The organism is Microbispora sp. H10885 (assembly GCF_014161415.1).
In the GTDB taxonomy this organism is placed as follows: Bacteria; Actinomycetota; Actinomycetes; order Streptosporangiales; family Streptosporangiaceae; genus Microbispora; species Microbispora triticiradicis.
The window spans coordinates 1-18,449 of the sequence record NZ_JABBWY010000018.1 but is presented as its reverse complement, the minus strand read 5'-3'; the positions used below and the strand labels follow the sequence as shown (position 1 = coordinate 18,449).

22 protein-coding genes and 1 tRNA gene are annotated in these 18,449 nt (G+C 68.0%); 10 read left to right on the top strand and 13 right to left on the bottom strand.

Annotated features, from left to right (window positions below; all coding sequences use genetic code 11):
* The first annotated feature begins 112 nt into the window (after positions 1–112).
* The 3 genes from HHX37_RS34025 to HHX37_RS34015 all read left to right on the top strand — a co-directional run bounded on the left by HHX37_RS34025 (position 113) and on the right by HHX37_RS34015 (position 1,532).
* The gene (locus tag HHX37_RS34025) at positions 113–595 is read left to right on the top strand and encodes a CarD family transcriptional regulator (protein WP_030510364.1); all 483 of its coding nucleotides are present in this window, start codon (positions 113–115) and stop codon (positions 593–595) included.
* Positions 596–612: 17 nt separating this feature from the next.
* Positions 613–1,071 carry a 2-C-methyl-D-erythritol 2,4-cyclodiphosphate synthase gene (gene ispF, locus HHX37_RS34020; RefSeq protein WP_138460542.1) on the top strand — a complete coding sequence of 153 codons (459 nt, stop codon included), beginning with the start codon at positions 613–615 and terminating at the stop codon, positions 1,069–1,071.
* A gap of 191 nt (positions 1,072–1,262) precedes the next feature.
* Complete coding sequence (locus HHX37_RS34015; protein WP_182874130.1) at positions 1,263–1,532, top strand: GlsB/YeaQ/YmgE family stress response membrane protein; 270 nt, start codon at positions 1,263–1,265, stop codon at positions 1,530–1,532.
* Between the two features lie 107 nt (positions 1,533–1,639).
* On the opposite strand, the gene HHX37_RS34010 is transcribed toward HHX37_RS34015, so the two are convergent.
* Positions 1,640–3,280 carry a DUF2637 domain-containing protein gene (locus HHX37_RS34010; protein ID WP_182888031.1) on the bottom strand — a complete coding sequence of 547 codons (1,641 nt, stop codon included), beginning with the start codon at positions 3,278–3,280 and terminating at the stop codon, positions 1,640–1,642.
* Positions 3,281–3,575: 295 nt separating this feature from the next.
* On the opposite strand from HHX37_RS34010, the gene cysS reads away from it, so the two are divergent.
* From cysS to HHX37_RS33995, 3 genes are all read left to right on the top strand, one after another.
* Positions 3,576–4,970 (top strand): cysteine--tRNA ligase, encoded by a 1,395-nt coding sequence (gene cysS, locus HHX37_RS34005; RefSeq protein ID WP_182874128.1) that lies wholly within the window; start codon positions 3,576–3,578, stop codon positions 4,968–4,970.
* Between the two features lie 22 nt (positions 4,971–4,992).
* The gene (rlmB, locus tag HHX37_RS34000; RefSeq protein WP_182888030.1) at positions 4,993–5,949 is read left to right on the top strand and encodes a 23S rRNA (guanosine(2251)-2'-O)-methyltransferase RlmB; all 957 of its coding nucleotides are present in this window, start codon (positions 4,993–4,995) and stop codon (positions 5,947–5,949) included.
* A gap of 50 nt (positions 5,950–5,999) precedes the next feature.
* Positions 6,000–6,075 (top strand) — tRNA-Thr (locus HHX37_RS33995).
* Positions 6,076–6,151: 76 nt separating this feature from the next.
* On the opposite strand, the gene HHX37_RS33990 is transcribed toward HHX37_RS33995, so the two are convergent.
* The 4 genes from HHX37_RS33990 to HHX37_RS33975 are packed head-to-tail and all read right to left on the bottom strand — an operon-like array spanning position 6,152 to position 8,816.
* Positions 6,152–7,618 (bottom strand): HesA/MoeB/ThiF family protein, encoded by a 1,467-nt coding sequence (locus tag HHX37_RS33990; RefSeq protein ID WP_182888029.1) that lies wholly within the window; start codon positions 7,616–7,618, stop codon positions 6,152–6,154.
* Positions 7,608–8,102 carry a hypothetical protein gene (locus tag HHX37_RS33985; protein ID WP_182888028.1) on the bottom strand — a complete coding sequence of 165 codons (495 nt, stop codon included), beginning with the start codon at positions 8,100–8,102 and terminating at the stop codon, positions 7,608–7,610. Before HHX37_RS33985 ends, HHX37_RS33990 begins: the two co-directional genes overlap by 11 nt.
* Entirely contained in the window at positions 8,099–8,536 is a 438-nt protein-coding gene (locus HHX37_RS33980; RefSeq protein WP_182888027.1) for a hypothetical protein, read from the bottom strand. Before HHX37_RS33980 ends, HHX37_RS33985 begins: the two co-directional genes overlap by 4 nt.
* A gap of 7 nt (positions 8,537–8,543) precedes the next feature.
* The gene (locus HHX37_RS33975) at positions 8,544–8,816 is read right to left on the bottom strand and encodes a hypothetical protein (RefSeq protein ID WP_182888026.1); all 273 of its coding nucleotides are present in this window, start codon (positions 8,814–8,816) and stop codon (positions 8,544–8,546) included.
* A 196-nt stretch (positions 8,817–9,012) separates the two neighbouring features.
* Here HHX37_RS33975 and HHX37_RS33970 point away from each other — a divergent pair, with 196 nt between their 5' ends.
* Entirely contained in the window at positions 9,013–9,378 is a 366-nt protein-coding gene (locus tag HHX37_RS33970) for a helix-turn-helix domain-containing protein (RefSeq protein WP_182888025.1), read from the top strand.
* Between the two features lie 7 nt (positions 9,379–9,385).
* Entirely contained in the window at positions 9,386–9,958 is a 573-nt protein-coding gene (locus tag HHX37_RS33965) for an ImmA/IrrE family metallo-endopeptidase (protein WP_182888024.1), read from the top strand.
* A gap of 193 nt (positions 9,959–10,151) precedes the next feature.
* Here the strand turns inward: HHX37_RS33965 and xerC are convergent, their stop codons facing one another.
* The 8 genes from xerC to HHX37_RS33925 all read right to left on the bottom strand — a co-directional run bounded on the left by xerC (position 10,152) and on the right by HHX37_RS33925 (position 15,942).
* Positions 10,152–11,387, bottom strand: a complete 1,236-nt coding sequence (gene xerC / locus HHX37_RS33960) for a site-specific integrase (protein ID WP_220503378.1) — start codon at positions 11,385–11,387, stop codon at positions 10,152–10,154.
* Complete coding sequence (locus HHX37_RS33955) at positions 11,387–11,569, bottom strand: helix-turn-helix domain-containing protein (RefSeq protein ID WP_182888023.1); 183 nt, start codon at positions 11,567–11,569, stop codon at positions 11,387–11,389. The genes xerC and HHX37_RS33955 overlap by 1 nt, the downstream gene beginning before the upstream one ends.
* Positions 11,559–12,941 carry a replication initiator gene (locus tag HHX37_RS33950; protein WP_182888022.1) on the bottom strand — a complete coding sequence of 461 codons (1,383 nt, stop codon included), beginning with the start codon at positions 12,939–12,941 and terminating at the stop codon, positions 11,559–11,561. Before HHX37_RS33950 ends, HHX37_RS33955 begins: the two co-directional genes overlap by 11 nt.
* Positions 12,942–13,039: 98 nt before the next feature.
* Positions 13,040–13,180: a hypothetical protein gene (locus tag HHX37_RS33945; RefSeq protein ID WP_161628157.1), complete on the bottom strand. Its 141-nt coding sequence runs from the start codon at positions 13,178–13,180 to the stop codon at positions 13,040–13,042.
* A 21-nt stretch (positions 13,181–13,201) separates the two neighbouring features.
* Positions 13,202–13,561, bottom strand: a complete 360-nt coding sequence (locus HHX37_RS33940; RefSeq protein WP_182888021.1) for a hypothetical protein — start codon at positions 13,559–13,561, stop codon at positions 13,202–13,204.
* 14 nt (positions 13,562–13,575) lie between these two features.
* On the bottom strand, positions 13,576–14,238 hold the full coding sequence (locus tag HHX37_RS33935; RefSeq protein WP_182888020.1) for a DUF2637 domain-containing protein: 663 nt from the start codon (positions 14,236–14,238) through the stop codon (positions 13,576–13,578).
* A 17-nt stretch (positions 14,239–14,255) separates the two neighbouring features.
* Positions 14,256–15,608 (bottom strand): FtsK/SpoIIIE domain-containing protein, encoded by a 1,353-nt coding sequence (locus HHX37_RS33930; RefSeq protein ID WP_182888019.1) that lies wholly within the window; start codon positions 15,606–15,608, stop codon positions 14,256–14,258.
* Positions 15,601–15,942, bottom strand: coding sequence for a hypothetical protein (locus HHX37_RS33925; RefSeq protein WP_182888018.1), 342 nt, complete (start codon positions 15,940–15,942; stop codon positions 15,601–15,603). Before HHX37_RS33925 ends, HHX37_RS33930 begins: the two co-directional genes overlap by 8 nt.
* 127 nt (positions 15,943–16,069) lie before the next feature.
* On the opposite strand from HHX37_RS33925, the gene HHX37_RS33920 reads away from it, so the two are divergent.
* Positions 16,070–16,426 carry a GntR family transcriptional regulator gene (locus HHX37_RS33920; RefSeq protein WP_182888017.1) on the top strand — a complete coding sequence of 119 codons (357 nt, stop codon included), beginning with the start codon at positions 16,070–16,072 and terminating at the stop codon, positions 16,424–16,426.
* 90 nt (positions 16,427–16,516) lie between these two features.
* Complete coding sequence (locus tag HHX37_RS33915) at positions 16,517–16,972, top strand: hypothetical protein (RefSeq protein ID WP_182888016.1); 456 nt, start codon at positions 16,517–16,519, stop codon at positions 16,970–16,972.
* Positions 16,973–18,449: the final 1,477 nt, after the last annotated feature.

Sequence of the window (18,449 nt, the reverse complement as noted above, 5' to 3'; positions counted from 1 at the left end):
TGCTTGTCAAGCCCCAAAACGGGGCTTTGACCTGCAGTTATGTTTCTTTCACTGTTCCGGGAGGCGGGAACCGCGTGGTACTCTGGAGTACAGCGGAAGGGGTACTCGTCACATGACTTTCCAGGTCGGCGACACTGTCGTCTACCCCCACCATGGGGCTGCTCGGATCGAGGCCATCACGACCCGAACCATCAAGGGTGAGGAAAAGACCTACCTGGTGCTCAAGGTCGACAAGGGCGACCTGACCGTACAGGTACCAGCAGAGAATGCCGAGCTCGTCGGTGTGCGCGACGTCGTCGGCCAAGAAGGACTCGAGCGGGTCTTCGACGTGCTGCGCATGCCGCACACGGAGGAGCCCACCAACTGGTCCCGCCGCTACAAGGCCAACCTTGAGAAGCTGGCGTCGGGAGACGTCAACAAGGTGGCCGAGGTGGTGCGCGACCTGTGGCGGCGCGACAAGGAGCGCGGCCTGTCCGCGGGTGAGAAGCGCATGCTCGCCAAGGCGCGCCAGATCCTCGTCAGCGAGCTCGCGCTGGCCGAGAAGACCAACGAGGACAAGGCCGAGGCCCTGCTCGACGAGGTGCTCAACTCCTGAACACGACATTGCCAAGGGTGGGCGTCGGAGTCGACGTCCACCCTTTCGCATCTGGGAGAGATCTTCATCTCGCCGGGCTGCTCTGGCCGGGTGAGACCGGGCTGGCCGGCCACTCGGACGGTGACGCGGCGGCCCACGCGTGCTGCGACGCGCTGCTGTCGGCGGCCGGGCTCGGAGACGTCGGCGCGCTCTTCGGTACCGCCGACCCCCGCTGGGCCGGTGCCGCGGGTGTCACACTCCTGGAGGAGGCGGCCCGTCAGGTGCGGGCGGCCGGCTTCGAGATCGGCAACCTGGCGGTTCAGATCATCGGGAACCGCCCGAAGGTGGCACCCCGCCGCGCGGAGGCGGAGAAGGCCCTCGGGGCCGCCGCGGGGGCGCCGGTGAGCGTCAGCGCCACCACGACCGACGGTCTCGGGCTCACGGGCCGGGGTGAAGGGATCGCGGCCATCGCGACCGCCCTGATCGTGCCGGCGTGAATGTCCCGTTCCAATCGGACATGCCAACCTGATTGAGGCCCGGCGCGTCTCACTAACACGTGGGCGGCGGCACGAACCAGGCGCGGAATCGAGCCGCCGCCCTCTTTTTTCTTTCGTGGGATGCATATTCCCGTCCCATGGGGTAGCCCACAGTTCGAGGATGAAAGGGTCACCCTCAACGGGAGGTCGATATGACAATCGAGTCCATTCTCGGCGCTATCATCATCGGCGCGATCGTCGGCGCCGTGGGCCGTCTGATCCTGCCCGGGCGGCAGCCGATCGGCTGGCTGCTGACGATCGTCGTCGGCATCGTCGCGGCCCTCATCGGTACCGCGATCGCGCAGGTCATGGGTGTCGCCACGACTGATGGCATCGACTGGATCGAACTGGTCATGCAGGTCGTACTGGCCGTCGTCGGTGTCGGCATCGTCGCCGGCCTGAAGCGAGGGTCGCGAGTGTAAGGCACTCGCCTGGTAGGGCGGCTCCCGCCCCAATCAACGGCGCAGGCCCGTCCGGCTCCCCAGCCGGGCGGGCCTGCACCGCGTTCGGGCCGCCGCGCGTCTGCCGGTCAGGCAGGCGGGCGAGGGGTGCTGCGCATCCGGCCCGACGGCGGTGCAGTGGGCACGGACTCCTCGCCGTCCTCCTGCCCGGTGTCGTGTGAGGTCTCCACGTCCTGTGCTGTCTCCTGCGAGGACCGCTCGCCGCCCTCGGCGACGTACGGGTCGTGCCGTCTCGCCTGCTCGTCCGGCTCGGCGCAGTCCGCCGCGTGAGCGGGGTCGGGGACGTCGCGGATGGTGCGGAGCGGCTGGGTGTCGATGCCCGCCTCGTCCTGCGGGTCTTCCCCCTGTGAGCCGTCCACGATGTCGTCCGTCCCGGGAGTCTCCTCGGCCGGCTTCGGCCGGGGATGCACGAGGACGTCGCCGGTGTGGGGCCGGACGAGATCGCCCCAGCGCACCGGCCGGTTCCGCCGTGGCGGGGCCGCCTGCTCGGCCGGGCGGGGGCTCTCGGTGCTCGCGGGGGCGTCAGTGACGACGCCCGGGTCCGGGCTCCCCGAGTCCTCGGGATCCACAGGGGCCACAGGGGCCTCGGGGCTCACGGCGATCGAAGGGCCGGCGGTGCTCGCGGGGGTCTCGGTGCTCGTGGGGATCTCGGCGGAGCCGGTGCCGGCCGGGCCGGGGTTCCCAGGCGTGTCGTCGGCCGGGGGCTCCGGCGTGGGCGAAGCCGCCTCGGCGGGCTCCTCCACGGGAAGCTCCGTCACGGGGGGCGTCGGGGGCGCCGCCGTCGGGGGCACAACGGCCAGGGCCTCGGGGTCGTCCCGCTCCTCGTCGGTCTCGTACGCCGTTTCGGATCCCGTCTCGGTGACAGTGCCGGGGACCGCGTCGGCGGGCAGCCGTACGCCGTCCTCGTCGGTGTCAGGGGTGACGACGCCGGTCGCTTCACCGTCGGCTGGAGCGGTGGCCGGCAGGGGCGGGGCGTACTCGGGTGGTGCGACCGTCTCGGAGACCGGGCTGACCGGCAGCGGGGGGACGTAGCCGGGTGGCGCCACGGCCTCGGGCACGGGATTCAGCGGAGCGGCGTGCTCCTCGGCGGGAGGCGGCGGGGGAGTGCGCCGTTCCTCGCGGACGACGGGATAGGGGGCGGTGGCGGCCGGCAGGGGGGTGCGCCGGCTCATGGGCTCGCCGTCGAACGGCAGGAGGCCCTCGTCGGAGTCGCCGTCCAGGTCCAGGTCGGCCCGGTTGGTCCGCACGTGCTTCAGCAGGATCAGCAGCAGCCACAGGCCGGCGGTGAGCATCACCCAGGGCAGCAGCGCGACGACGAGCGCCGCGGCCTCGGGATCGAAGGAGACGCCCATGGCGGTCGAGGCGTTCGCGGCGGCGGCGGACGCGAGGAGGACCAGCAGGACGAAGCCCGCCTGCACCCGGACCAGGAGACGCGCGCCCCGCAGCAGGGGCACGCTGACCAGGGCGACGACCAGCAGGATGTCGAACGCGGCGGGATAGAGGTAGGCGAGGCGGGGCTCGGCGCGTCCGGAGACGGCCAGCGTCCGCAGATCCTCGAAGGAGAGCGCGCAGGCAGCTCCGGCGAGCATCGCGAGGGCGGCGCCCGCGAGGCCGACGGCAAGGCGGCGCAGCACCAGCGGGATACCGGAATAAGTGTTTCGGGACGGGCGGGAGGCCCTGCCTGCCGCGCCGGGGGGAGTGACGTCCATGGCGTTTCGAGCCTACAGAATCGGACCGGCGGGTTGATCGCACCGGGGTGACGGCCCGCTTCGTGTCGTGAGCGGCGTGTCGCGGCGGAGATCGTCCTGGCTTCGCCCGCGTGTCCCGCGGCGCGTGTCCGGGACAGACCGTGAGAGATTCGGCGGGGCCGCGAGATCAATACCGGTTTTGCTGCGGCTTAAATCGGGACTTATGTGACGTATGTTTCACTGCTCCGCCAGGCCGAGGCATTCACGGACGCCCAAGTAGCCCTGTGCTGTGGCGTCAGGCGTTAGCCTAGCCTTCGTGAGCCTGCACCTCTACGACACCAGCACGCGTACGGTCCGTGAATTCGTACCGGTCGAGCCCGGCCGGGTCTCGATGTATCTGTGTGGTGCGACCGTTCAGGCTCCGCCGCACATCGGTCACATCAGGTCCGGCGTGAACTTCGACGTCCTGCGGCGATGGCTGCTGCGGCAGGGCTACGACGTGATCTTCTGCCGCAACGTGACCGACCTCGACGACAAGATCATCAGGGTGGCCGCCTCGGAGGGCGTGCCCTGGTTCGTCGTCTCCGAACGCAACCAGCGCGCCTTCACCTGGGCGTACGACCAGCTCGGCTGCCTGCCGCCGACCGTCGAGCCGCGCGCGATGGGCCACGTGCCCGAGATGGTCGAGCTGATGCGGCGCCTGATGGACAAGGGGCACGCGTACGCGTCGGGCGGCGACGTCTACTTCGACGTGGTCTCCTACGCCGACCGCTACGGCAAGCTCTCCAACCAGAAGCTGGAGAACATGCGGGCGGCGGGCGACACCGACACCGACTCGCTCAAGCGCGACCCGCGCGACTTCGCGCTGTGGAAGGGCGCCAAGCCCGGCGAGCCGACGTGGCCGACGCCGTGGGGCCGGGGCCGCCCGGGGTGGCACCTGGAGTGCTCGGCCATGGCGACCAAGTATCTCGGCGGCACGTTCGACATCCACGGCGGCGGCGTCGACCTGATCTTCCCGCACCACGAGAACGAGATCGCCCAGTCGCAGGCGGCGGGCGACGGCTTCGCGCGCTACTGGCTGCACAACGGCATGCTCAAGCTCGGCGGCGAGAAGATGAGCAAGTCGCTCGGCAACTCGCTGCTGATCCCGGACATGCTGCGCAAGGTGCGCGCCGTGGAGCTCCGCTACTACCTGGTCGCGGCCCACTACCGCTCCGCCATCGACTACTCCGACGAGGCGCTCCAGGAGGCGGCGGCCGGTTACCGCCGGATCGAGGGGTTCGTCACCCGGGCGGCCGAGGTGATCCACGACGTGGACGCCGCCGCGCCGCTGCCGCAGGCCTTCGTGGACGCACTGGACGACGACCTGAACGTCTCCCAGGCGCTCGCCGTGGTCCACGAGGTCGTCCGCGAGGGCAACGTCGCCCTGGCCCAGGGCAACAAGGAGCAGGTCGCCCGGCTGCTCGCCGAGACGCAGAACATGCTCGACGTGATCGGCCTCGACCCGAGGTCGGAGCAGTGGCGTACGACCGGCGACTCCGGGCTGCGGGAGGTCGTGGACGCGCTCGTGGCGGTGGCGCTGGAGCAGCGGCAGGCGGCCCGTGCCCGCAAGGACTACGCGGCGGCCGACGCGATCCGCGACCAGCTCGCCGCCGCGGGCATCGTGGTCGAGGACACCCCGCAGGGCCCGCGGTGGGAATTGGCACGCTGAACGTGGCCCTACGCTAGAGACCATGGCGGGTAGGGCTTCAGGGAAGCCGTCGAAGAAGCAGGGGCCTGCGAAGGGCTCGGGTGGCAAGGTTCGTCGCTCCCTGGAAGGCAGGGGAGCGACGCCGCCGGCGGAGATGCGGCACTGGTACAAGGACAAGGCGCGCGCCGAGCGGATCGAGCGGGAGTCCCGGGGCGGCGCCTCGTCCTCGCGCACGCCGAGCCGTACGCGCAGGGACGACGCGCCCGAGGTCATCGGCGGGCGTAACCCGGTGGTCGAGGCGCTGCGGGCCGGCGTCCCCGCGAGCGCGCTGTACGTGGCGCAGCGGATCGACAGCGACGACCGGGTCCGCGAGGCCATCAAGATCGCGGCCGACCGCGGGATCGCGCTGCTGGAAGTCGGCCGCGACAGGCTCGACCGGCTGACCGAGAGCACCGTCCACCAGGGTGTCGGGCTGCAGATCCCGCCGTACGAGTACGCGCATCCCGAGCAGCTCGTGGAGCTGGCCAGGGACGCGGCGGAGGTGCCGCTGATCGTCGCGCTGGACGGCGTGACCGACCCCCGCAACCTCGGCGCCATCGCCCGCTCCGCGACCGCCTTCGGCGCGCACGGGCTGCTCGTCCCGTCACGCCGCTCCGCGGGCGTCAGCGCGGGCGCCTGGAAGACCTCGGCGGGGACCCTCGCCACCCTACCCGTCGCCCGTGCCTCGAACCTCACCCAGACGCTCCAGACGTACCGGGAGGAGGGCCTTTTCGTGGTCGGCCTCGACGGCACCGCCACGGTGGACATCGCCGACGTCGAGCTGGCCTCCGAACCGCTCGTCGTGGTCGTCGGGTCGGAGGGGAAGGGCCTGTCGCGCCTGGTCAGGGAGTCGTGCGACCAGATCGCCCGCATCCCCATGAACGCCGCCGCCGAGTCGCTGAACGCGGGCGTGGCCGCCGGGATCGCCCTCTACGAGGTCGCCCGCCACCGCCGCCGGTGATTCCGCCGTGACGGTACGGCCCCCGGCCCACTAAACTCGTCTGGTAGCAGGCCGCCTTAGCTCAATCGGCAGAGCATCTGTCTTGTAAACAGAAGGTCTGGGGTTCGATTCCCCAAGGCGGCTCCAGCTCAGAGGCCCCTTGCGATCTCCGCGAGGGGCCTTTGGATCTCCATACAGCAGCGATGTACAGCAACGTCCTCGATTACCGCCGTTGATCGCGCACCACTCGGACGATGTCCGCGTTGGTCTGGCAGTAACAGTCTGAGCGTGGTCGACGATCGTCGATCATGTCGGGCCGAGGGCCGTACAACGTGTCGTACTCGATTTGGCGGGTCGGGATACGGCCGCCTCCGGGGCGGGTGCGGGCGATTAGTGCGCCGACCATGAGGCTCGCGGCTTGTTGTGCGACGAACGCTGCTGACGGCTGATAGCTGTTGTCGCCGTTGACAGTGGTCAGCTCCATGACACGGCCGAGACCGCACACGGGTTTTCCGAGGTGTTGTTCGAGCAACCGACGACCCTGGAGGGGTAGGCCGCACAGGTCCTTCTCAGTGAGGACCTCCTCACCTCGGGCGATGCGCGCCAGCGGTAGGCCTGTAGCTTGGTGGAGGCGCTGCTCGGCGGTCAACGTCGTGATGCTGGTGGGGAAATAACAGCGCATACATGGGCCTGTGGGAAGACCTTCGTGCAGGCTGACCGTGGTGCCGGCGCGTCCGCCCGTACCGCCGTCAAGGACAAGGTCGGCGTAGACGCGTTGGAGGTCGTGGCGTGCCGCGATGTTGTCGACGGCGCCGAGCACCGTCTGCGGCATTGGCGTGGTGCCCCCGTCGATCTGGGCGATGAAGTCGTCAACCGTTCCGTGAACACGGCGAATGTCCATAAGTTGAAGTGCTGCTTCGACGATGTCGACCTTGGGGAGTCGGGCGGCAGCGTCTTGATAGGTTCCGAGGCTATAGGTGATCACGTTGGGCGGTTCGAAGATCTGGCGGTCGACGACGGTCATTTCTCCAGTTGCTTCGAGCGCATCGAGGATGAGCGCGATGGCGGTGCCGATCGCACCTGCGCCGATAAGCGCGAGCCGCACGACATGGAGGTGCTGGGGCGCCTGCTCATGCGGTGAGAAGAGTGAGACTGGGCAGAAGTCGAGCGAATCGATCTGTCGATATGATCCTGGTCGGAGAGCGGTGACCGTCTTGAAGATCTCGCCGGTGAGCATGGCAGCGGTGAGGACGGCGCCGAGACCACTGCCCGCGTACCGCAACTTCGGAAACGGGTGTCCGGGCCGACGGAGGTGGATGCCGTGTCCGTCGGGGGCGCCATTGAGGTGTGCGGCAGCATGGTCGACACCGACCTGTACATGAAGCGCGTCCGGTGGTGCAGCACCAACTGTGATCGGGCGCTCCGGGTCAATACTGGCGGCGATGTGTACGACCTGGTTTACGAGGTCGTCATTCAGGCGCCTAGATCCGCGACCGGGGTCAAGACTGAGCTGGATGGGTAAGCGCCTCAGGTCTGCGATTAGGACACGAAGGCACGTGCTGCTGCCGGGCACAGTGGTGTCTACGGAAATATGGACCTGGGACGCTTCGATTCGAGCGCGAAGGCTGTCCGGTTCATCGCCCCCGGCGGTCTTGGCGAGCAGGATGCTGCGGCTGTAGTCAGTCGGCACGTACACCATCTCCGTCGAAGACAACACTGTCAGTCGAGGCAACCGTTGGGTCACATGGTGGCGCTTCAGAGGGTGTCCAGTCCGATATGAAGGTCCACCAACGCCACAAGGCGGGATCCTCGGGCGGGTTGTCGAACGTGGGGACAACCGCGCTGCGGAAGCCCTTCACCCGCAGGCCACCCTCCCGGTCGGTTCGAGACAGGAACGCTGCTGTGGCGTGCGAGTGCACCATCGCGCGGACCTGCAACTCGTTGTCTTCGGCCCAGGTGAAGATTGCGTCGAACGCGGGCTTGGTGATGATGAACAACCCGTACTTGCGAACGATTCCGGTTGTGCCGGCGACCGCGACGACACTCACCGTTGAGTCGCCGAGTTTTGTGAGGAAAAGGCCGCCGGTCTCGACGCCAGCTTGGCCATATCGGCGGATGTCGGTGCAGAGGCGGATGGCGGCTGGAGCCGGTACGACGAGGTTGGGCTGGCTCATGCGGCTCGTGCGCCCCCGACCCGGTCAATGTCCTCGACGAGGTTTTCGACGACGAATAGGAACGGATTGCCTGTGTTGCGCCAGGCATGCGGGCCGGTTGCCCATTCCGGGTGGAGGGCCTGCCCCTCGGCGGTAAAAGGCTTGCAGATGTCGTTCGGAGCGCGGTATCCACTCGCCGCAGGCCAGGCGCGCGGATCGCTGGTCGGCAGGCCGATCGCAGGAGCGAACAGCAACGATGGTGGACGGTGAGGATAGACCGTCCAGGAAATCCGTGCGACGAACGGGGTGTTGACGAGAGCGGTGGGTTGAACGACCGCCCAGTAAAGACCTGCAGGGTCTTCTTCTCGGTGCACCAGCCGCCCGCCGGTGGAGGACAGAAACTCCTCCACCTGCGGGACGTCCCGCGCGAGAGTGATCGCGCTCTCGGTATCCATTACCGGCTCAGCTCGCGCCCTGGATCGTCTCGGTGCGCAGCTTGAGGTGTAGAGCGTGGGCGTTGCCCGCGATCTCCCCGACGGTCTTGTCGACGGGGACTTCGTCACCGTCGTGCTTGAGGTAGTACCGGGTGGTGCCGTCAGCGGCAACCCCAAAGGCCGCCAGAGAGTCTCCAAGCACAGTGCCGATAGTGGCCGAGCCGGTGTACTCGCCGCGGTACGGCTCGTCGGCGGTCGCGAACGTGACCTTGACTTCGAGGTGGTGGGGCTTGTTGGGCATAGCTGCTCTCTTTCGTAGAGGGAAATCTTGGCGCCGGAGGGTGGGCGGACTTCGCCTGGGAACCCCTCGGCGTGCTGCAGTTTCTACATCGCAACGAGTGCCGATCTAGAAATTGACCTTGCCATAGAGATGCCGGTAGTGCAAGTCGTTTCACTCATGCAATGATGGGGTGGCTCGACGAGCGGAGGGAGACGAGATGAGCGATGAGCCGGAGAAGGGCCGCTTTGATGCCGCAGCGTTCTATGCGGCGTTGGACCGGACCCGAGCGGAACGTGGGCTGCGCTGGAAGCAGGTAGGGGATGAGGCCAAGGTGAGTCCCTCGACGCTGACCCGGCTGGCCCAAGGCCGTCGACCCGATGTCGACAGTCTGGCCGCGCTGGTGGACTGGGCCGGGCTGAGTGCCGACGACTTCGTTCGTCGGACGCAGCCGAGGCAGGAAGCACAAAGCACACTCGCTGGCGTCTCGACTTACTTGCGCGCCGACAAGGACCTCGACGATCGCAAGGCTGAGGCGATCGAGAAGGTCATCGAGGTCATGTATCGCCAGATGACGGAAGGCTGAGCCGACTGTGGGAAAACTGCGTACAGGATTCCACAGCGAGGCAAACGCTATCGTCACATCCGTCCGAGCCGAGCTTCAGCTCGGAAACTTCGACCCGCTGGATCCTTGGAAGCTGGCTGCGTTCCTGGAGATTGAGATCCAGAAGCTCAGCGACATCGCCCGAGTAGAGCCAGCGGTCTTGTGCCTGCTGGAGGAGGACGACAAGGCGCTCAGTGCCGCGACTGTGTTCAACGGCTCAGAGCGGCGCATCGTGGTGAACGACGCGCACGGGCTTCCTCGGCAGTGTTCCAGCATCTGCCATGAGCTCGCGCATGGCCTGCTTCTGCACACCCCCGTCGTTGCATTCAACGCCAGCGGTTGCCGCCACTGGAACCAGGAAATGGAGGACGAGGCGGACTGCCTGGGTGGAAAGCTACTGCTTACAGACCAAGCCGCACGAGGTCTCGTCATGCGGAACGTCCCAGCGGACGCCGCTCAGCGCAGGTATGGCATTAGCCCCGAGATGCTCCAGTACCGCCTCAACATGAGTGGTGCCCAAAAGCTGCGGCGGAGCAGGACTCGCCAGTCTGCAAGCCGGTAGTTGTCGTCGGGCGGTACCACCTTTGTCCGGCGTAGATCTCGTGGACACCTGCGCGTCGTCGCTCCAGCTGCGGACCAAAAATGGCAAGTATGCCCCCGACGAAGACGTCGGGGGCCCGGACGTCCTTCTACGTCGTGCCCGGTCTGATCGCCTCTATCGAAGGCGAGAACGAGACGAGGGTGCTACATCGTTCTCAGCCGCCGCCGTCGAGGCTTTGGCTCAGGCGGTCAAGCGCATTCCGCGTGGCAGGCGACGGGATCTGTGTGTAGACGTTCATGGTCAGCGAGATCTGCGAGTGGCGCAGGATGCGCATCGCAACGCGAGGGTGAACGTCGAGCGCGGCCAGGAGCGAGGCGCAGGTGTGCCGGGTGTCGTGGACGCGGATTCGAGGCACGTCGGCACCCGCGCAGTGGAGGTCGAACGAGCGGTTGAAGTTCTGCGGTTCGATGGGCGTGCCGAATCTCGTGGTGAAGACGAGGTGCGAGTCCTTCCACTTCTTGCCGGCCTCTTTCCGCGCGTCCTCCTGTACCCGTTGCCGGTGCTTCAGCGCGGAGACGCAGAGGCCGATGAGGGGAAGGGAGTTCTCGGAGTCCTCCGTCTTTGTGGTGTCGCGGTGCAGCAGTTGACCGCTGACCCGAGTGAGCTGATGATTGATCCACAGCTCGGAGTTCTCGAAATCGACGCTGTCCCAGACCAGCCCCAGCACCTCGCCACGTCGAAGGCCGAGGCCGAGGATGAGCACGTACGCGGCGTAAAGCGGATCGTCCTTGCCCTTCACGTACTCCAGGAACCGTCGGGCCTCGTCGACGCTCCACAGCGTTTGGCGCTTCTTCCGCTTGCTCTTGGCTTTCGTCGGGAGAGTGGCCAGCGCTGCGACGTTCTTCGAGATCAATTCTTCGCGTATGGCGTTGCCGAGTGCGGCGCGCAGAACGCTGCGAATTCCGATGATCGTGCTTCGGGACGGGTAGCTCTCGCAGCACTGCCCCTTGGAACAGCACCGCCGCTTGGACTCCGGTCGCTGGTGATCCTTCTTCTGATCGCAGCAGGTACAGAGCGCCGTCAGGCTGTTGAGCCACGTCTGTACGTCGCGGACGGTGAGCTTGTCGAGCCGCTTCTTCCCGAGGCCGGGGATGATGTAGAGCCGGACGAGCGGCTCATAGGCGACGTAGGTCGTTGGCTCGCGGTTGGGCTTCACGACCTCGGCGAGCCACTGGGTCAGGTACGCGGCCAGGGTGGGGTGCTTCGTCGGCACCGGCCCCTTGCTCGCCAGCTCGTGGAGCTTGAGCCACTTCTCGTGGGTCTCCTCACGTGTCTTGCCGTACGCCCACTTGCGGGTCCTCTTGCCTTCCGGCGTGGTGACCCAGACGTAACCCGCCCATCCGTCCTTGTAGGGGAAGACGGAGCCCTCGCCGTTGGCGCGCTTGCCCATCAGGCGGCCTCCTCGCAGAGACGGGACACGTAGGAGTCGAGCGCGGCGGCCGGGATGCGCCGACAGCGGACGTTCACGACCACCGAAGGCAACTCACCCGAGCGGATGAGGCAGTAGAGCGTCCACCGGCTGACCTTGAGCAGGGACATCGCCTCAGGCACGGTCAGCAGCTCAGAGGTCATGAGGACCCCCAGAGCCGTGGAGCTGAGCACAGTCCAGCGCAGCGACGAGCGAGTCACCCGGGGAGTAGCCCTTTCCGGCGTACTCCCATTCGCTGATCACGAGGACGGTGTCCTCGTCGAGGAGGGGCAGGCGGCCGGTGGTGATGTCCTCGTCGCGGGCGTGGTTTTGACGGTCGGCGCGGATGTCGCCAAGGGTGGTGGAGTAGCGGCGGGATCGGGTGGAGAAGTGGCCGCGGAAGCCGAGCATGTGCGCCCACTGGATCAGCCGAAGTTCGGCCAGCTCCTCGAAGGTGCCGAGGCGGAGGCATTCGGCGATGAGCCGCCGGGCGTGGTCGCGGACGGGCAGGGCGGTCAGGTCCTCGCCGGGGACGATGCGCCGGTCGATGGTGCCGACGCATTCGGCGGCCTTGGTGGCGTACTTGGCCACGTACCCGGCTACGGCCTGGTCGGTCAGCTCGCCGTTCAGGGTGATCGGGCGGGCGTCGAGTTGGGTGCCCCAGCGCAGGACCCATTCCGGTTGGTCGTCGTAGGCGGGGACTTTGGCCGTGACCACGGAGGCTCCGTGCTCTACGGCTTGGCTGAGGAGGTCGAGGGTGGCCCAGGCCGGGGGCGGGGAGATGGGTCCGGCCGATCCGTCGAGGCAGATCACGGCGTGCAGGTGGACGACGCCGCGCCGCTGGTACTCAGCCACCTTGGCGAAGGAGACGACGAGCTGGTCACGCATGTCGCGCAGGGTCAGGCCGCCGAGCTTGGCCAGGTGCCGGCGAAGGGCGTCGGCGAAGCGTTTCCACAGCAGCGGCGCGACCGCGTTGAACAGCACCGAGCCGGTGTAGTCGTAGCAGTCAGGGCACAGCGGCTCGCCGAGGCAGTCATCCTCTGCGCCGTGTCGCGCGGTGCAGGACAGAACGCGCCCGTGCGGACAGGGCTTCGCGTCGCGTCGGGGGTGGCAGGGCAGGACGCTCCCGTTGTGCTGCCTGCGGGTGTGGACCGGGCCGAATGATGGCGCGGTGAGCGTGACGAACAGGCACGGGTGCGCGGTCACAGACGCGGGGACGCCTTTGCCGCCGACGAGGCCGGCGCGGATGAGGTGGTAGGTGTCGGCCCGGTAGGTCTCGGCGCAGGCTGGGCAGCGGGAGGCGCGGCGGGTCTTGCACGGGACGCGCAGGACGCCGTCGGGTTCGAGGCGGGTGCTGTAGCGGTGTAGCAGGGTGCCGGTGGCTTTGTCCCAGTGTTCGACCTTGCCGCGCAGGTGGATCGGCTGTCGGCAGCCGCCCGTGTGGCGGATTTGGGAGGCGAAGCGGGCGCAGTTGGGGTCGTTGAGTCGGGCGATGGCGCCGCGGATGGCGTGCGCGTTGGCGGATGTTACGGGCAAGATGGAGACCTCCTTTCACTCGATGGGGTGGAGGGATGGCCCCCGACCTGGCAGGCGTCTTGGCGGATGTACGGCCAGGCCGGGGGCGCTGACGGGGTTCAGCAGAAGCCGAGCCCGTCACAGTGGCGGCAGGTCTCGCCGTAGGAGTCCAGGCCGCCTCCGCCGCAGTGGCAGCACTGCCACCGCTGAGGCGTGATCGGCACGGGAGTCGCGGGCGGGGCCTGCTCGGTGTCGGGCATGGGCGTCACCTCCTTTCGTGATCAGGCGGCCTGCGCCGCGTTCTGGTCCGGGATGGGGTCGGGCTGGATGCAGCCCTCGTAGCTGCGGTCGGCCTCGTACTGGGCACGGCGGGCGGCCAGGATGGCCACGGCCCGGTACTCCACCGGTCCGAAGCGGATCGAGGCGGCGTAGTGGCCGGACTCGCGCTCGCGCGGGTCGATCGACGTGCCGAGCATTTCGGCGATGTGGTCGACCTCGGCGCACATCTCGGCGTCCGTGGCGCGGTGCGGGAAGTGCAGCACGTTGACCGAGTACGGGACGGGGACGGCCGGGTTGGCGTCCAGGAAGTCGGCCAGGGCGCGGAGCCCGGAGATGAGGGCGGAACGGTAGTCGTCGTTCATGTGGTGATCTCCTCTCATGCGATGGGTTCGGGTGCGGTGCGCAGGGTGCGCAGCAGGTCCGAGGCGAGCTGGTTGGACACACCGAGGCGGGCGCGCAGCAAATCGCGGGTGATCGGTCTGCCGTGCTTGGCCTGGTGCTCGTCGGCGACGCGGCGGGCGTAATCGACCAGGGCCGGGGACGGTCCTGCCTCGCTGTCCTGCCCGTCCTGTACTACGGGGACGAGCGCCGGGGCCGGGGACGGTGAGGACGGGACGGTATCGACGGTCAGGACGGGTGCGGACGGTTCAGGACGAGGGGCGGCGGCGCGGCGTTCGAGCATCGAGACGGCGATAAGGAACGCCCCGGCGGGGGTGGCCGCCGTCAACCAGCCCCACACGGTCGGTTCGGCCTGATGCAGATTGGCGGCCAGGGACAACACGATTCCACCGGCCAGAACCAGCGTCGGCCAGGACACGAGGCCGGTCCGTTGGCGTCCGGTCTTCTTGTCGCGCTGCCGTTCCCGGGCGGCCATGACGCAGGTGAGGTCGACGCAGACGGCCACAGCCCACGACATCCAGCCGGTCTGTCCGTGGCCGGTGGCGGTGTCGCGGATGTGGGTGAACGATCCGGCACCCGCGATGGCGGCCAGGACGAGAACCGGCCCGGTGTCGAGCAGCCATGAGGCAAGGCGTCGCATCGTTACCCCTTTCGTGATCAGGCGGACAACAACTCGGAGAGCGCGGCCTCATCAAGGCCGGTGACGCGGCCGGGCTGAGCGATCTCGGCCCACGTGGGAGTGAGCCGGGACCAGTGCCGGGCGGTGTGTTCTGCGGTCTGCTCGGAGACGTGGAAGGAGCGGGCGCGGTACCACTGGCCGTCCTGATGGGCGACGATCGCGACACCGGGGGTCTCGGCGGGTATGGCGCGGGCGGAAACCAGGGCGGCGGGGTCGAGGTCGCCGAGGGTCATGGTCGCGGTCTCCGGGTCGTTTACCCGGTGGCAGATCCGCCCCGAGCACTGGGCCCGTAAGGCGGTGACGCCGGGGCCGAGGTCAGAGCCGATCCGCTGGCCGGAGCAGAACAGGTAGATGCCGAACGCCCGCCCGAGTTGTGCGATGCGCAGCAGCGCAGTCGACGTGCGGGCGATCTCATCTTTCTCGGACTTGTCGGCCATCAGGTACAGCTCGGCCAGCTCGTCGACCAGCACCACGACCGGGAGCGGCCGCACGCCGGGCGGAAGTTGCCAGATGTTACGTGCCCCCGCCGTACGGCACAGCCCCATCCGGTCGACCATCACGGCCATCAGGTCATCCAGCAGGCCCACGCTCTCGGCCCGCGTGGTCGCCAGGGCCGACAGCCGGGGCGCGTACGGGGTGAACTCGACCCCGCCTTTGAGGTCGATGCCGACAAGGGCGACCGGTTGCGGGGCCAGCCCCACGAGCAGTGCGTTGGCGAGGTTGGACTTACCGGATTGGGTGGCCCCGGCGTTGATCCAGTGCGGCACCGTGCGGAAGTCGATCGTCCACAGCCCGCCGGTCTCCAGCCGCCCGACATGGACGGTGAGGAGGTCGCCCGAGGCCGGGAGGTGGTCGAGCCGGACGAGCGGGTCCCGCACGGTGGCGGCCAGGACCACACGGCCGGGCCGAGGGGACGAGACCCGTACGGCGTGGACGCCCCAGGAGTGCGCGAGCCGTTCGGCGGCCTGGGAGTAGTCGGCGGGGATCTGCCCTTCGAGGGTGTGGACGGTGACGCGCCAGCCGTGCCGGGTCGGCAGCGGTAGCCACATGAAGGGCTTGGTGTCGACCGCGACCCGCTGGAAGCGCCGCCGTACCTTGACGATGCCTGTGGAGGCGATCGCGCCGGGGACGGTGGTGAACCACCAGCGTTGGCGCTTCTTGGTCAGCCCGCAGCCGAGGGCGACCTTCCGCCAGGTTGTCCGGACGGTGAGGGCGACGAGGGGGAAGCCGATGATCAGCCAGAAGGAGCGGAAGTGGTAGCGGTGCCAGGCCCACAGGCCGGCCGCCGCAGCGGCCAGGCCCGCGAGCAGCAGTGGGAGGGCGTCACGCACGGGCGCTCACCTCGGCGGGGACGATCGAGCTGGCCCGGTAGCTGATGCCCCAGCGGGCCTCGCCGCCCCGGGACATTTCCCAGACGTAGCCGACCAGGCCGATGGGGGTGACGTCCTGTCCGGCGGTGACCTGGGGCTCGCCGGAGGTGCCGACCTTGACGAGTTCGATCCGGCCGAACTCGTCCTCCACGGACAGGACGATCTCGTAGACGGTGTTGCCGTTCTTGTCGGTCTTGATTTCGCCGGTGTCCTGGTTGAGGACGCGCGGGCGGGGTGCGCGGACGCAGACGAACTGCAGTTTGGTCACGTCGACCGGGATCGGAATGGTGCGCATGGGTGGACCTCCTTAAGCTCGCAGCCAACATAGTTAACTAGGTTGGCCTGGTTGTCAATGTTCTCTCGGTTGGCTTGGTCGTGTTCCTGTGCTGAGATGACACCTGGGTCCTCAGGACAGGAGAGGGATGGTCAAGAAGACGGGACGGCCCGGTTACCTCCAGATCGCCGACGATCTGCGCGAGCAGATCCGCGGCGGATCTCTGCCGCCCGGCTCCCCGTTGCCGTCGACCACCCAGCTCGCCGAGCAGTACGACGCCTCACTCAGCGTCGTGAAACTCGCGGTCGGGATCTTGCGGACCGAGGGCCTGGTCATCGGCCAGCAGGGCAAGGGCGTGTTCGTCCGGGAAGACGTCCCGGACACCGACCCGGGGCCGGCGGGCGACTTGGCGAGCGAGGTCATCGCGCTACGCACCGCCGTACAGGACCTGGCCGAACGCCTGGCACGGGTCGAAGCGACCTTGTCTCAGCGATCCGAGAGTTAGGACCACCGTCCCGGACCTTTAAGCCGGTGACGTGTCGAGCGAGCCGCGTACCCTCACCGCTGGGCCGTACCGCAGAACATCTGGCGCCGGTTGTTCCAAGGTGCGAGCAGCGAGATCGACATCCTGACCTACAGCAGCCTCTTCCTCGCCGAGGACACCGGCATGATCAGCCTCCTAGCCAGCCGAGCCCGCACAGGCGTCAAAATCCGCATCCTCCTTGGCGATCCCGACAGCCCGCAGGTAGCCACCCGGGGCGTCGAAGAAGGCATCGGAGCCGACGTCATTGCCGCCCGAGTACGCAACGCTCTCATGCTGTACCGGCCGCTCCAGGAGGTCGACGGTGTGGAGATCCGCCTCCACCACACGACCCTCTACAACTCTATCTACAGGGCCGATGCCGAACTACTCGTGAATGTCCACGCCTACGGCACCCCGGCAGCTCAGGCCCCAGTGCTGTACCTGACAGCCGCCAAGGACGAAGACAGCACAGCCGTCTACCACACCAGCCTCGAACGTATCTGGGCCGTCGCCCAACCGTTTCGCTGATCGGTCTCGCTGCAGGAAGCTACTTTTCTTCTCGCTATCAAGCCGCCTTCGGCGGGGGCGCGGTGGGAGGGGGAGCGAAGGCGCCGCGGGGAGGATGCGCGAGGGGGTGGCAGGCTCGACGATCCGAGACAGAAGGCGGGCCACCAAGGAGGAGGACCCGCCGGGGAAGGGATCGGCAGAGGAGGGGGCTGTTTCCTGAGCTGTCTTCCAGTGACACCGTGAGGGGGTCGAACGCCGGTGGGAGGCACAGCGCGGCCAGAAGCCATCACGGCCCGCACTCCCAGAGGGGAAGGCACGCGGACACAGGTTGTGTCTACCGCTGGGCCGCGCGCCCGCCCTGCCGGCGGGCTGCGGCTCTCCGGCCGGTCCCGCCGGCAGGCGGCGCGCACCCCGCGCCGACAAGCGGCGCGGGTGTTCAACCGGTGGCGGCAAGCGGCAATGTGCGAGAAGTGATCTCTCTCCCCAAGTGGTGAACGGGCCGTTGGCCACGAGCGGCACCACCAGAGCCGAAGAACCCGGAGACCAAGAGGGGCGACGCTGGCAGACGAGGGGAGAGAAGAAGGAGCGGAGAGGGGACGGGGCGGAAGGTGCGAGAGACAGGACCTTGGGGCGCTGCCCCAAACCCCGGGGCCTCCGACTCCGAGAGGGGGCCGCGAGCTGGCGCCGTAGCTGGCTGGACTGGAAGTCCTGATCTCTCGTCTGCCATCGATCCAGGCAAGCCCAGCAGCCCGGCTCCTCCAGGTCAAGCCCAGCCGCGCCGGCAGGACAACCAGCGCGCGAGGAAGGTCACCGGGAGCAGGTACACGCGAGGCAGGGCTTGACCTTCCGTCCCCGGCCCGCTGTCGCTTCGCGATGGGTCGACGGCAGACGAGAGATCAGGACAAGGCGAGCGTGCGGGATCGCGCAACGGATGGCGCAGGGCATAGTGGCACACACGACCCCTTGACCCCCAGTCAAGTGCGCTGCCAAACTGCGCGACGTTCCGGCGTTCCCGAAACTCCGGAACGCACAGCGATCTTATCGCATGTCTATCTCACGCAGCGCCCGGATTCTCGCATAGAGAACCCTGGCCATGGGAGTGAGCGACTTCCACCGGGCCATGACTTCCGTCTCGCTCAGTAACGAGTCTTCCCACAAGGCATCTATCAGATCATCCCCGTACAGGCCCTTGTATCGAGACGGGTCCAACCCCTTGAACAGCTCCATGTGCGCGACCCACAAAGCGGCCAGGTCCCACTTGTAGACGGGGATGCGATCCTTATAGTCGTGGCAGTCGAGGCATGTCGCTACAACTCTCGTACCGCCCGCCGACTTCGGGACCGGAAAGTGATCATGCTCGTGCCGCTCCAGGTGTCAACGGACTCCCGATAGTGACCCCCAGCGGTTCCGGGAACTTTAACCCCCCGGGGTTGGCTCAGTCGCGGTTGGCGCGGTTCTCCTTGGCCAGCAGCTCGCGGCGTTGGCGGGTGCGGTAGGA